This is a genomic window from Sorangium sp. So ce375 (assembly GCF_051473855.1).
Taxonomy (GTDB): Bacteria; Myxococcota_A; Polyangia; order Polyangiales; family Polyangiaceae; genus Sorangium.
In genome coordinates, this window is sequence record NZ_CP150335.1 from 2,296,275 (window position 1) to 2,310,487 (window position 14,213).

At 72.4% G+C, this 14,213-nt stretch carries 8 protein-coding genes; 1 reads left to right on the plus strand and 7 read right to left on the minus strand.

The features are described 5' to 3' along the window. Window positions 1-190: 190 nt before the first annotated feature. From WME90_RS08800 to WME90_RS08830, 7 genes are all read right to left on the minus strand, one after another. Window positions 191-1,546, minus strand: coding sequence for a hypothetical protein (locus WME90_RS08800; protein ID WP_437280633.1), 1,356 nt, complete (start codon window positions 1,544-1,546; stop codon window positions 191-193). A 254-nt stretch (window positions 1,547-1,800) separates the two neighbouring features. After that, the gene (locus tag WME90_RS08805) at window positions 1,801-2,892 is read right to left on the minus strand and encodes a PEGA domain-containing protein (protein WP_437280634.1); all 1,092 of its coding nucleotides are present in this window, start codon (window positions 2,890-2,892) and stop codon (window positions 1,801-1,803) included. 2 nt (window positions 2,893-2,894) lie between these two features. Continuing rightward, complete coding sequence (locus WME90_RS08810; protein ID WP_437280635.1) at window positions 2,895-4,769, minus strand: hypothetical protein; 1,875 nt, start codon at window positions 4,767-4,769, stop codon at window positions 2,895-2,897. Then, window positions 4,759-5,718, minus strand: a complete 960-nt coding sequence (locus WME90_RS08815; protein ID WP_437280636.1) for a hypothetical protein — start codon at window positions 5,716-5,718, stop codon at window positions 4,759-4,761. Before WME90_RS08815 ends, WME90_RS08810 begins: the two co-directional genes overlap by 11 nt. Window positions 5,719-6,060: 342 nt before the next feature. Next, window positions 6,061-7,131 (minus strand): tRNA (adenosine(37)-N6)-threonylcarbamoyltransferase complex transferase subunit TsaD, encoded by a 1,071-nt coding sequence (gene tsaD, locus WME90_RS08820; protein WP_437280637.1) that lies wholly within the window; start codon window positions 7,129-7,131, stop codon window positions 6,061-6,063. Further along, on the minus strand, window positions 7,119-7,709 hold the full coding sequence (locus tag WME90_RS08825) for a hypothetical protein (RefSeq protein ID WP_437280638.1): 591 nt from the start codon (window positions 7,707-7,709) through the stop codon (window positions 7,119-7,121). Before WME90_RS08825 ends, tsaD begins: the two co-directional genes overlap by 13 nt. Further along, window positions 7,706-11,998 carry a tetratricopeptide repeat protein gene (locus tag WME90_RS08830; RefSeq protein WP_437280639.1) on the minus strand — a complete coding sequence of 1,431 codons (4,293 nt, stop codon included), beginning with the start codon at window positions 11,996-11,998 and terminating at the stop codon, window positions 7,706-7,708. The genes WME90_RS08825 and WME90_RS08830 overlap by 4 nt, the downstream gene beginning before the upstream one ends. Before the next feature lie 263 nt (window positions 11,999-12,261). Between WME90_RS08830 and WME90_RS08835 the strand changes: the two genes are divergently transcribed. Continuing rightward, window positions 12,262-14,019, plus strand: coding sequence for an AAA family ATPase (locus WME90_RS08835; protein WP_437280640.1), 1,758 nt, complete (start codon window positions 12,262-12,264; stop codon window positions 14,017-14,019). Window positions 14,020-14,213 lie beyond the last annotated feature (194 nt).

The following is a 14,213-nucleotide window of genomic DNA, read 5'->3' on the forward strand; positions in this document are numbered from 1 at the left end:
TCCCGACATGGGGTACAGCGGGACGGGCGACGTCGTAGCCGTCGTTGCTGCCTCGACAGGCCTCACGTGCTGTGGCGGACCGGCGCTCGCGCATCTGGTGGCGGTGGCTTCTTGGGCAGAGGCGTCTCGCGGCGGACCCAGGTGGCCCGGGGACGAGGGGGCGCCGACGGGGGCTCGCACCACGAGAAAGTCAGGGGTTGGTGAACTCGTGCGTGTCGGCCGCGACGCCAGGCTTGCCGTTGTATTTGGTGTCGCTGTCGTCACCCTCGCCGCCGCCGCCAGCAACACCGTGGTCTATCTCGACCCCGACGGTCGGCGGCGGGGTGCCACGGAAGGCAATGCCGATGGAGTGCCCGCCGAGCCCGCCGCCGCCCTTTCCGCCTTGACCGCCCTCGCCGCCCGCACCGCCGGCGCAGCCATCGCTCAGGGGTTTGTTGGAGATGCCCGTGCCGCCGGCTCCCCCGGCAGCGCCGTCTCCGCCGAGCTGGCCCGAGGCTCCGGCGCCGCCATTGCCACCGGCCTTGGCGATCAGGCGAACCTCCTGAAAGGTAAGCGCTGCATCGATGCTGAGAAGCGCGATGCTGGAGCCACCTGCTCCACCCCCGTTGCCGCCGTTGCCGCCACAGCCACCGGTCCCGCCGGAGCCGCCGCTCGCGCCGCCAAAGTTTGCTGATGCACCGGTGCAGGCGCCCTCACCCATCCCACCCGCGCCACCGCCACCGCCCTGGCCGGGTCTCCCGCGTTGGCCACGCTGCCCAGGAGCGCCCTCATAACCGGCGCTGCTGATCGTCCCTGTTCCAGTGGCGCCCAGGCCTGGAACTCCGGGGTCGCCAACCTTGCCCATGCCGCCTTCGCCGCAGTCTCCGTTCCCCTGGCGGGCTCCGGCATTGGCTATGCCGTTGGGAGAACCATTGTATCCAGGGTACGCTTGGTTGCGACCGCCGTTTCCGCCCAATCCACCCCTTGAGATATCATTGGAATCCCCGGTCCCGCAGTCCTTGCTCGGCTCCGCGTTAGGGGCCACGACCGCCGCCGTGCATGCAGCGTTGCCGGCGCTGCCCGGCTCCCCATCCAGCTCGCTGTCCGGCGGATCGGCGAGCGCTCCCGTGGGTCCCGGCGCAGCCTCGTCCGCTTCGAGCGTGCAGCGCACGAGCGTGATGCTGCCGCCCTCGGCGATCGTCGCGATGGACGACGTCCCACGCATCGTGGCATCCTGCGGGCTGATCTTTTCTGCTTTGACATGGAGGTCCTCGATTCGAGTGCTCCCTCCCGCAGCGCTGATCTTGAGAGGGACCATTCCGGCCTCCGCCGTCAGGACCGTCTCTTTGCCTTCTTCATCGACCCGTATCCAGTTGGCGTCGCAGTCGAGCCGGCCGAAAATCGTCACGCCGGCGGGCACCGAGAGGGATTCCGTGAATTCCCCGATGCACACGTAAACTCGTGGATTTTCGCTGTTTTTTACGCGGCCGATGGCTTCGCCAATCGACTTGAGCGGGGCCTGCTTGGTGCCAGCGGCGCCATCGGCGCCCCTCTCGGACACGAACACCCCGCAGTCATCGCCGACGCCTTCTTTTGCTGTTCCCGGGTCGCACCCCGCAGGCGGATGGACGATTCCACCGCTCCCACCGTCCCCGCCAGCGACGGTCGGGCAAATCGGAGACTCCAGCCTCGCGCACTCCTCGGCTGAGCACCCGCTCGCCTGGATCCCCACGGCCATCGCCGCCAGGAGAAACGTCGCCGCGAACCGACAACCAAGACGATGACCCATCCTGCCGACTCCCCGGTTCACGAGTTCTCCACTCAAAATCGACCGCTCAAGGAAAAGCCGGTCACGCCCGATCCCACGAGCGGTGCGACCTGCACGCGACGGTCCGGTACGGAAGGCCTATCCACGAGCGCGTAGATCAACGTCCCCACCCCGGCTGCCCCGACGATAAAGCTGCCAATGGCCATGTTGGCGAATAGGTACTGGATGTCGATTGTGTCGTTCAATTTTGCGCAAATTGACGGCGATTTGGCGTTGGGGCAGTACCTCTCGGGCGCGCCGCCGGAAAGGACATCCTGACGTAGATTCTCCGCGTCGTCCGCCTTCCCGAAGTAGAGGATCGTGAACACCGTCCCCGCGATCACCCCCACCCCGGCCGCCGCCCCTCCCGCGATGAGCAGCGTCTTGTTCGGCCCGGGGACGGGGGGGGCGACGACGGTCCCTTGTCCCGGAGCCTCCGGTCTCGTCCCCACCGGCGACTCGCCCGCTCGCGCGCTCGTCAGCTCGATGCTGCGCTCGACCTCCTGCCCCGCTCTGAGCTCCACCGTGACGTCCGCTGGCTGGTAGCTCGGGTGCCGCACCGTGATCGTGTGCGCCCCCGGCTCGAGGAACACCGGATCCTGGAGCGGCGCCGTCCCGACGGCTTCCTGCCCGACCGCCACCTCCGCGTTCTCCGCGTTGACGTGCAGCTTGACCGCGCCCACCTTCGCCCGCGCCTGCGCGTACGTCTTGAGCGCGGCCGCGCGCTCCTCCGCCGTCGCGGTCGCGTCCTTCTCGATCTCGCGCACGTAGATCGCGAGGTGCTTCGCGGCGTCGACATACCGCTGCAGCATCAGCTCGCAGGTCCCCATGCCGCCGGCGATCGTGTAGTGCTTCTGCAGCGCCCACGCCGCGACGAACGACGCATAGGCGTCCGCCCACCGCCCCTTCTCCGAGGCGGCCACACCCTCCATGTAGAGCTTTCGCGCCTTGTCGCTCATGGCCGCGCTGGGCGCGGTCGGGGCCCTGACCGCCGCGGCGGCATCCCCCTGCGCTGCGCCGCCGCCCCTCGGCTGCGCCTCGCTCGGCGAGGCGGCCGTCAGCAATCCGGCGAAGCACATCCATGGAACAGTCTGCACGAGACGCATGGTCAGAACTTTACCTTCGGTTGAATCGCCCCCAGCGGCCTCTGGTCCTCCGGAGCGCGCTCTGGGGTCTTCCCGCGTTGCTGCTGCTCGGCGGGCACCTTCGCGCCCGACTTCGTGCTGCCCGGCTTCCCCGGCAGGCTCGCCTTGGCCGCGGCGGTAGGAGCACCCGCGGCCGGCCCAGGCGACTTCTCCTGCGGCCCCTCCTCCGCGCCGCCGGCCTTCTCCGGGGTCCCCGCCTTCTCCGCGGCCGCCGCCGTCCCCGCCGGCGCGGCCGCCGTCCCCGCGCTCTCCGTCGCGCTCGCTCCAGGCGCGCCGCGCTCCGGCGCCGGTTGCGCGGGTTGCGCCGGTGGCTCCGTCGCCGGAGGCATCGGCTGCGTCTCCGCGGGCTTCGACACCACCCACGCGACGACCCCCGCCGCGACGGCGCACCCGAGCCCTGCCACCGCCCAGAGCGCCTTGCGCGAGCCCCGGGGTCGCTCGACGACGATCGGAATGTCCCCGAGCTCCTCGTCCGCCGCGCCGGCGCGCGCCGGCACAGGCGGCGGCAGCGCCTCCTGAGGCGCCGGCGCGCCCGCAGCGCGCGCCGCCTCGGCCGGGCTCCTCGCGATCGCTCCCCCGCCGACCGCCGCGCCACCCAGGGCCGCCCCGCCAGGCGCCGCATGGACCGGCGCCGCCTCCCCCGGCAACACGCCACGGAGCAGCTTTTCCGCGTCGATGACGAGCGTCCCCTTCGGCCCTATCCCCATCGCAGGCGCCCCGGCCGACCTCGACGATACGGCCGCGCCCGGCCCCTCGACGGCGTGCCCGTGCGCCTCGCCCCGCTCGTGATGCCAGGGCGCCGGCTGCGCCGACATCGGCAGCCCTCGGTCCGAGCCCGACGCTCCAGGCACCGCGCCCCCCGCGGTCTGCGCCAGGTGCGCCGCGCCCCCCGCCTGCTGCGCGGCATACCGCTCGCGCCACCCCCCGAACTGCGGCTTCTCCTCCTGCTCGCCCTGCGGCCGCGCCCCGAACACCCGCCTCGCGATCTCCGCGCTGTCCTCCGCGACATCCTCGATCCGGATCAGCCCCCCGTGCCGATCCTCCATCGTGACATCGCGCTCCCGCACGAACCGCACCGAGACCCCACCCGGGATATCCGCCTCCCGTCCGCTCGTGATCGACGTCCACTTGATGTTCGAGCGGTACAGCACCGCCGCGATCTTCGCCGCCGCGTGCGCGATCACCCCGAAGGGCTCGTCAGCCTTGTGGACGATCACCACCCGCTTCGGCTGCGACCCCTCGTCGGCCACCCAGTCCCACGTCGCGCCGCTCCGCCGGAGATAAGGTAGATCCCCGAACTCCTCGACATACCGCTCCAGCACGTGCGCCACGCGCTCCGGCGCCTCCCGCACCGCGCCCGTGTACTCGCGGTAGAACATCCCGGCCGACGAGTTCAGCTCCGTCGCGTTCATCACGTGACGGTAAAACGTCGCCGACGCCTCCAGCAGCGCTGCGTAGCCGAGGTCCCGATCCACAGCGACGATGCCGTGCGCGAACGGCGGATTCCCCCTCCCGGCGTGGTCGACCGCCCCGCCGATCCGGAACCCGAAGATGAGCCCCACCGCCCCGTGCCCTGGCTCGTGCTGCGTGTCGTCGCGCGACAGGTTGCCGATCGCGAACGCGTGCGTCGTCCCCGTCGCAGGCTCGATGTACTTCATCAGCCGCGCGAGGTGGCTGAAGTGCGTCGTCGTGAGCGCCCCCTGGGGCACCTCCGGGCAGTACATGAAATCGATCTGATGCCCGGGGATGTTCCCGTGCAGCACGTGGTACCACGACGCATCCGCGGGCGCGCGGTACCGCGGGATCACATACCCCGAGGCGCCCTCGCTACCGTACATTGGGCCTGACCTGCTGCGGCAGCTGCGGCGCGGGGAGCGCCGCGGTCCGCGCCAGCGCAGAGCTCGCGCTGACGTCCTGCTTCATCCGCTGGAGCAGCTGCGGGTCGTACGCGTTCTTCGGGAGGATGCGCTCCACGAAATGCGAGAACAGATGGTGCGTGCTGTGCCCGTAGCTCGCCGACCCGACGAGCACCCGGATATCGATGTTGTTCTTGTACCGCTCGAGGCTGTCGATGAGCGGCTTGTAATACCCGCGCGCTTCCTTCTCCACCTCGGCCGGCGTCCCCGACAGGACGTCGGACTTGTTGATGAACAACACCACCGCCTTGCACGACGCCAGCGTCTTCGGGCTGAAGAAGAACTGCAGCGACTGCTGCTGAAACTCCCGGAGCTGCTCCTGGATCCGTGACGGCTCCAGCTTCTGGCCGTCCTTGCCCGCCAGATCCACGACCATCAGGAGACCATGGATCTCTTCCATGATGAGCTCCTGCTGCGCGTCGACGATGTGCTCACCGCCCCAGTCGCCGATCTCGAACACGTGCTCCGTCAAGACCTCTTTCGTGAGCACGTGGCTCACCGTCCGCTCGTATCGCTCGATCTTCGTCCCCTGCAGCGTGCCGAGATCCACGAGCGGATTCGCCCACTTGAGCGTGAGCGACGTCTTGCCGGTCCACTTGATGCCCAGCGTCAGGATCTTGTACCGCTTCTGCGTGATCTTGGGCCGGCTCTCGAGCTCGCTCTTGTACCAGTCGATCTCCTTCTGCTGGGCGTCGAGCCAGTCGACCTTCTGCCGGTCCTCGCCCCTCGCGAGCTCGAGCGCCTGCTGGAGCTGCCCGTACTGCGCCCGCAGCTGATCCAGCTGGCCCTTGGCCTGCCGGAGGGCCTCGATGTGCTGGTTCGCGTCCTTCAGCTGCCGTTTCAGCGGCGCCACCTGCATCAGGAGGAACACGGCCCCCGCTCCGCACGCCACCGCAATCAACCCCAGCACAATCGGTAGAACAACCTGCATGGCTCACAACCCTCGCGCCCCGCCGGGCGGCTCTTCCAAGCTGTCCTGTCCCGTGCGGCCGGAAAACGGCCGGCTCGGGCCGGCCTGAGTCCAGTGCTCGCATCAGACCACGGCTCGCTGTAGCGGACAAGTGTGAGGTAATCCCCTGCACGAGCCGTCACTTCACCGCCCTCTACCACCCTCCACCGCGCGTCACCACGCGCGATCGTCTCACACGCTGCGACCCCCGCGGCCGCTGCTGCCTCCGGCGTCCGTCCGGGCTACTGCCTCGATCGCTCGCGCTCACCTCGCGCCGCCGCCCTTGCGGGTCACCCGCGGCAGCGCCGTCCTCGTCTCCGGGGCGAGATCCAGCGTGTCCCGCTCACCGGCCGCGAGCCGAAGCGCGCCCGCATACGCGATCATCGCCCCGTTGTCCGTGCAGCTCGCGAGCGGCGGCACGAACAGCGCGAGGCCCCGCCGCTCGCACGCCGCCGCCATCCTCGCCCGGAGCCCCTGGTTCGCCGCGACCCCGCCGGCGAGGACCACGCGCCCGATCCCCTCGGCCCGCGCGGCCCGCACGGTCTTCTGCACGAGCGCGTCGACGACCGCCCCCTGGAACGCCGCGCACAGGTCGCGGAGCGCCTGCCCCTCCGGCCGCCCCCGCTTCGCCACGTGGCGCGCGACCGCGCTCTTGATGCCCGAGAAGCTGAACTCCAGCGACTCCTTGCGCGCCATCACCGCCGGCACCGCCTCCGCCGCGGCCGCCGCGTCGCCTCCGGCCGCGAGCCGATCGACCACCGGCCCGCCCGGATACCCGAGGCCGAGCAGCTTCGCCACCTTGTCGAACGCCTCGCCCGCCGCGTCGTCGCGCGTCGCGCCGAGCTCGCGGATCGCGCCGATCGCCGGGCCATCGACCCGGTAGATCGCCGTGTGCCCGCCCGAGGCGAGCAGCGCCACGTACGGGAACGACGGCCCCTCGCGCTCGTCGAAGGCGGGCGCGCCGCCGCGCCGCAGGAACACCGCGAGCAGGTGACCGACGAGGTGATCGACGCCCACGAGCGGCTTGCCCGCGGCCCACGCGAGCCCCTTCGCGGCCTGCAGGCCGACGAGCAGCGCCCCCGCGAGCCCCGGCCGCGACGTCACCGCGACGCCGTCGAGATCCGCCGCGGAGACGCCCGCGCGCGAGAGCGCCTCGCGCACCACCGGGACCACCGCGCGCGCGTGATCGCGCGCCGCGACCTCGGGCACGACGCCCCCGTACGGCGCGTGCAGCGCCACCTGGCTGCGCACGACGTCGGAGAGGACGTCGCCGCCCTCGGTGACCACCGCCGCCGCCGTCTCATCACACGATGTCTCGATCCCTAGAACCCGCATGTCCCTGTCCGCCGCGTGAGCCTGAAATTGCCGAACACCTGCCGTTGCCCCGGCGCCTCTGCCTCGCCCGACGCGAGCGGCGCCCGGCCCGGCCGGAGCAGCCGCACCTCGACCGACTCGTCCGTGCGCAGCGACAGTACCGCGAGCAGCGGCTCCGTCTCGGGATCCGACGCGTCGATCGCGTAGATCGCGTTGCGCTCCCGGCCCTCCCCGAACTCCAGCCGCGACAGCGGATCGTGGGCGAGCGCGCCGATCGGCCGCAGCGGCGCGCCGTCGAGGAGGCGCCGCTCGGGCGCCGCCCCGTCGGGCGCCTCGTAGGTCCACAGCGCGCCCGGCGGCTCCGGCCCGTCGAGCGCGTCCGCGTCGAGCGTGAGCCGCATCTGCACCCGCGGGCTCAGGCCGGCGCGGAACGCGCCGCCCAGCGTGATCGCGCCGCAGTAGGCCTCCCCGTCGGCCGTCGAGAACCGGCTCAGGTCGTCGCAGCCGGCCGCCCCGCCGGCGCTCATCGCGCCGGCGAGGGCGAGCGGCGCGAGCCGCAGCGCGGGGCGCCGCGGCCCGGGCGGAGCGGCGCGGCTCAAGGCGCGGCGCTCCGCATCAGCTCGGCCGCCGCCTGGCGGACGCGCGGCTCGGGATCGCTCGCCGCGAGGTGCTTGAGCACCGGCGCCGCCGCCGCGCGGTCCGCGGAGGCGAGGGCGCGGGCCGCCGCCTCGCGCACGAGGGCGTACGCGTCGGAGCGGGCCGCCTCGCCGAGCGTCTCCGCGACCTGGCCCGGCTTGCCGGCGGGAGCGCCCCCGCCTGGCGCGCCCGGCCCGCCGAGCCGACCGAGCGCCTCCGCCGCGCGCACGCGCAGCGGCCAGCTCGACGAGGTCCGCAAGAGCTCCGAGACGGCCGCGATCGTCGGCCCGTGCCGGACCGCGCCGAGCGCCGAGAGCGCCGCGCGCCGCACGCTCTCCTCGGGATCGCCGAGCGCGTCGACCACCGCGGCCTGCGCCTCCGGCTCGGGCCGGATCGCGAGCAGCTCCACCGCGCGCGTGCGCACCTCGATCGACGGGTGCCGCACGAGCGCCACGAACCCGCTCACCACCGCCGCCGCGATCCCCTCCACGGCGGCCTCCACCTGCCGCCTCGGCTCCGGGGCGAGCGCCGCGCGCACGTCCGTGAACGGCGCGAGCCCGAGCGCCGCGCCGCCCCCGTCTGCGCCGCGATCGCCGCCTGCCCCGCCCGACACGGCCGCGCCGCGCGACAGGAGCGCGTCCGCGACGACAAGCGCCCGCTCGGGCGACGTCGCGACCGCGGCGACCGCCGCCTTCTGGAGCGCCGGGCCGAGCGCCACGAGCGCCGCCGCGCGATCCTCGGGGCCGGGCGGATCGGGATCGAGCCCCGCGAGCACGTCCTTCACGGTCAGCGCGCCGTCCGGCACCGGCAGCGGCTCGCGCGTGCGCGTGTACGTGCGCCGCGTGAGCGCGACCGCCGCCGACACCGCGGCGCCGCGCAGCCCCTCGTCCGACGAGAACGCGCCGGCCGCGATCGCCTGCGCGGCCCCGCCCGCGGCGAGCGCCTCGGCCTCGCCGGCGCCGCCGCTCGCGGGCCCCGCGCCGCCGTTCGCGGGCCCCGCGCCGCCGAGCCGCGCGAGCGTGAGGAGCGCCGCGCGGCGGAGCTCCGGCTCGCCCAAGGACGCGAGCGACATGAACAGCGCGGGCCCTTCGCCGCCGCCCCCGAGCTCGCCCAGCGCGCGGACCGCGGCCGCGCGCGGCACGGACCCGGCCTCGGGCGCCCTCGCGACCGCGGACAGCGCCGCCGCGTGCTTGCGGTCGTGCGTCAGCCCGAGGCCGAGCGCCGCGAGCGCCCGCACCTCCGGCGCCGGCGAGGACAGGAGCCGCGCGAGCAGCGCCTCCGCCTTCGCCGCCGGCCGGCCGCCGTCCGCCGCGAGCCGCGCCACGCCCCAGGCCGCGGCGACCGCGACCGCGTCGTTCGGCAGCACGCTCGCCGCCGCGTCCCTCGGCGCGAGCATCTGCTCGTAGCGCTCCAGCATGGCCGGGTCGCGCAGCGCGCCGCACGCGATCATCGCGCGGGCGCGCAGGCCCTTGTCCGCCTGCCCGATCGCGAAGTTGTAGAGCGCCGGCCCCGCGCCCTTGTTCTCGACGTAGGCGAGCACCTCGATCGCGATCTTCTGCTGCGACTCCTTCTCGTCGGCGAGCGCGTCGAGCAGCGGCTTCACGGCGCGGGCGCCGATCTTCGCGAGCTCCGCGCGCGCCGCCGCGCCCGCCGCGCGGCCCTCGCCGCGGACCTTCTGCATCAGCGGGAAGGTCATCGCGCCGTAGAGCTCCACGAGCAGCCGCCGGTAGAGCGGCTTCTGCGGGTTGCCGACCGCGACCGGCAGGAGCTCGCGCTCGAGCACCTCGAGCGAGCCCCGGCCGAGGTTCACCTGCATCGACATCCGCGCCGCGCGCGCGACGAGCTCCTCGTCGTTCGACGCCCTCACCACCCGGCGGAAGAGCCGGTCGGCCTCGTCGGCCTGCCCCGCCGTGAGCAGCAGCTCGGCCAGGTCGAAGTACACGGGGAACAGCCGGTCGTTCTTCGCGAGCGCCTGCCGGTACTCGGCGATCGCGCGCGGGAAGTCCTGCCGCCGGCGGTACATGTCGCCGAGCTTCTGGTGGCCGCTCGCGTCCTCGGGCGACAGCTCGACGGCCCGCGCGGCGTACCGGATCGCGTCGTCGTCGCGGTACAGCTCCGCGGCGTACTGCGCCATGCGCTGGTAGAACTCGCGGGCCCGCTTCGGGTTCACCTCGACGAGCTTGCCCAGCACGTCGATGGCGCCGAGGAGGTTCTGCTGGAGCACGAGCACGCGCTCCAGCGCGAGGAGCGAGTCCTCGTCGCCCGGCGCCGCCTGGACGAGCCTCCGGAGCGTGGCCTCGGCGTCGGGCAGCCGGTGCAGCTTGCGCTGCACCTCGGCGAGCAGCCGCCCCGCCTCCAGGTCGGGCGGGGTCGCGTTGAAGCGCGCGGCGAGCGGCGCGACGCGGCTCGGCAGCTCGTGGGTGAGCGACCAGAGGCTGACGATGTGGGTGCGCGCCTCGCGCGCGAGCAGCTTGTCGTTGCCCGCGCCGGCGAGCAGCTGCTCCCAGAGCTCGCGCGCCTCCGCGTAGCGCGGCCCCGCGTTGCCGAGCGCGCTCGCGGTGCGCTCCAGCGCGATCGCGAGCGCCTTCTTGTAGCGGCTGTTCGCGGGCTCGAGCTGCGCGGCCTCCCGGAGCGCGGCGAGCGCCTCCGCCACCATGTCGTGGTCGAGGTACACCTCGCCGAGCGCGGCCGCGGCGCGCGCCCGGCTCGGCACGACCTGCTTGATGCGCGCCCACGTCTCCAGCGCCTTCTTCTTGTCGCCCGCCTGGAAGTACCGGTCGCCCAGGTCGACGAGGTGGCTCGGATCGCCGCCCGCGGCCCCGGCGAGCCGCTGGAGCACCTTGAGGGCCCGGTCCTTCTCCTCCACCCGCTCGTAGAAATCGGCGACGGCCGCGAGCGTCTCGGGCTCGTCCGCGACGCGCCCCTCGAGCTGGGTGAGCAGGGCGAGCGCCTTGGGCCGGTCTCCCCGCTGGATGAGCGTCTCGCACAGCTCGAAGACGAAATCCGCGTTGCCCGGGGCCGCCTTGATCAGGAGCTCGTACTCGCGGATCGCGGCGTCGAGCTCGCCGGCGGTCTGGAGCAGGTGGACGAGCCGGAGCCGCGTGTCGATGTGCTTGCCGTCGAGCGCGAGGGCCCTCCTGTAGATCGCGATCGCCTTGTCGACGTCGCCGGTCTCCTCGTAGAGCGCGCCCAGGGTCGCGAGCCGCTGGAAGTCCTGCGCCTTCTCGGCCTCGAGGATCGCGATGAGCTCCGCGAGCTTGCCCTCGGCGCGGAACGCGTCGGTCATGATGAGCAGGATCTCGGCCCGCACGCCGGCGGCGCTGCCGGCGATGGCGAGCGCCCGCTTCAGCACGGCGAGCGCCTCGTCCATCTTCTTCTGCTTGGCGAGCGACTGCCCCAGATCGCGCAGCGCCGGCGCGAGCGCCCGGTTGTCGCCGGCCGCGGCCTTCACGAGCTCGCGGAACTCGGCCTCGGCGCGCGCGTGGTGCCCGCGCGCGGAGAGCTCGCGCCCGAGCTCGGCCTTCACGAAGAGCGAGCCCTGCGCGTTCTTCACGAGCGCGTCGTGCTGCGCCTTGGCGGCCTCGAAGTCCGAGAGGTCGAGGCAGAGCGCGAGCAGCGTGCGCCGGGTCTGCTCGACGTCCGCGGGGACCTTGAGCAGCGGCAGCGCCTTCTCGTAGTGCGCGCGGGCGCTCGCCTTGTCGCCGCGATCGGCCTCGAGCTGGGCGAGCGCCATCATCGCCGCCGGGTCCCCGGGCCGGTCCGCGATGGCGGCCTCGTACGTCTTGATGGCGTCGTCGTAGCGCCCGTCCTGCTTGTAGACGCCGGCGAGCACGACCTTGGAGGCCCAGGCGTCGGCCCCGGGCTGCGCGGCGCGGCGCTCGAACTCCTCGACGAGCTTCTTCAGGTTCCCGTCGCGCTCGCGGTAGAGCTGGGCGAGGCGCTGGAGCGGGAAGGGCGCGCTCGGCTGGCTCATGACGATCGCCGTGTAGCGCGCGATCAGCGCGTCGCTCGACGGGCCGCCTCGCTTCCCGTCGCCGGTCTCGGCCGGCTCCGGCTTCGCCTGGGGCGGCTTCGCGGGCTGCGGCCGCGCCGCGGGGCCCGGCCTGCCGCCGCCGGGCTTGGGGGCCTTCGGCCTGGGCCGCTTGCCGCGGCCGGAGGGATCGAAATCCGCGGCCTCGGCGTGCGGGATCGCGAGCGTCGCGGCCGCGGGGAGCAGGACCGCGAGGCAGCCGGCCAGAACGTGGGATCGCACCGGGGTAGGGTAGATCGACGGTGCGCGGGGGGCCACGCGGAGCAGCGGCGGCGCCGGGAACGGGCGCGATCTAGGCGGCGCGCCTGGCTGGTGCGCTGAGCAGACCCTCCTTGCGACCACCCCGGCGGCGCGCTTGACGCGAGGGGTATGGCCGGGGACCGTCCCCTGCGCGCGAGTCGTCTCCGCCGCTGAAGGGCGGCGGCCCCATTGAAGCACCGTCTGTCGCCTCTTCGCCGCTGAGAGGCGGCGGCCCCATTGAAGCCATGCCCTTCGTCCGCCTCCTCGGCCAGTCCGATTTTCGTGAGCTCCGCCGCGCGGGCGCGGGCTATGTCGACAAGACTCCTTTCATAGGACAGCTCCTCGCCGATCCTGCGCAGGTCGTCCTGTTCCCGCGGCCACGCCGCTTCGGAAAGACCCTGAACCTCTCCACCCTCGCGTATTTTCTGGGGAAACGCGACGAGGACCTCTCCCCGCTGTTCCAGGATCTCGCCGTCTGGAGCGACCCAGCGGCCCGTGAGCATTTCCAGCAGTACCCCGCCCTCTTCCTGACGTTCAAGGACATCAAGACCCTCTCTTACGAGACCACGCTGGAGGCGATCCGTACGGACGTGCAGCGCCTTTACAGCCAGAATCAGTACTTGCTGCAGAGCGACGCGCTCCGCCCCGATGAGCGGCGACACTTCGAGCACATGCTCCTCGGAGAGATCTCGGAGGAAGACTGCCGTGGCTCACTGAGAGAGCTTTCCGATTACCTCGCGCGCCACCACGGCCAGAAGGTGGCCATCCTGATCGACGAGTACGACACCCCCATCCAGTCCGGTTACCTGAACGGCTTTCTCGACGAGATAACGCTGTTCTTCCGGAACTTCTTCTTTGCCGCCTTCAAAGACAACCCCTCTCTCTTCAAGGGGGCGCTCACCGGGGTGCTGCGGGTCGCGCGGGAGAACCTCTTCTCCGGCCTGAACAACGTCATCGTGTCGTCGATCCTGAGCGACCGCCGCTATGCTACGTCCTTTGGCTTCACCGAGGCCGAGGTCGCCAGCGTCCTGGAGCAAGCGCGGCCCGACAGCGTCGCCGCCGCCCAGCACGCGCCGCTCCCTGATCCCGCGCCGCCGCACCTCGACGAGGTGCGCGCGTGGTACAACGGGTATCGCTTCGGCGGCGAGGTCATCTACAATCCCTGGTCGATCCTCAACTGTGTGGCCAGCGGCGCTCTCCGGCCGTACTGGCTCAACACCGCCTCGCCCGACATCCTCGAGCGCCTCATCGCCCGACGGGGGCTCGGGCTCTCGGGCGAGACCGAGGCGCTCTTGCGCGGCGAGCCCGTCGAGGCACGCATCGACGAGAACATCGTCTTGCGCGATCTCGATCAGCAGCCGGAGGCGCTGTGGAGCTTCCTCCTCTTCTCCGGCTATCTCACGACCACGGCGGTGCGGGAGGAGCTCGGCGAGGTCATCGCCTCGCTCGCCATTCCCAACATCGAGGTCCGCGTCGCGTACCGCGATCTCTTCCGCTCCTGGCTCCGGCGCGGGCTGCCGGAGCGGAGGCACGCCGAGGCGCTGATCCGCGCGCTGCTCGGCGGCGATGCCCCCTCGCTGGAGGCGCTGATCGAGCGGCTTCTCATCACGGTGATGTCCTATCAGGACCCCGCCGGCCGGGAGCCGGAGAAGCTCTATCACGGCTTCATTCTGGGCCTCCTGGTGCAGCTCGAGGGCGATTACGACGTTCGCTCGAACCGCGAGTCGGGCCTCGGTCGCGCGGACCTGCTCGTGCGGCCGCGGGCGCCGGGCCGTCCAGGCGTCGTGCTGGAGCTCAAGGTGCCACAGCGAGGCGAGACCCCGGAGCAGGCGCTCCTGGCCGCGGCGCGGCAGGTCCGCGATCGCCGTTACGCGGCGGAGCTGGTCGCCGCTGGCGCCGCGCCCGTGCACGAGATGGTCGCGGTCTTCGATGGAAAGCGCGCCTGGGTGAGGCCAGTCGACGAAACCCTCTCCGGCGCCAAGGACGGACACGCGCAGGGCTAATCGACTCGGGCAGACGTCCGGTACATCGTTGTTCGTTGTGGTGAGGTGAACAACCTCGGATCCGCCCTCGCCGCGCGCTCATCACGCTGCAGCCCCTGACGTTGCCTTGCTTACAGCACAAATTGCTGACTGGGAGCGCCGCAGTTCTGGATATCCTCGTCGGTGCGATGGGCTCGTCCGAAATAACGCACAGG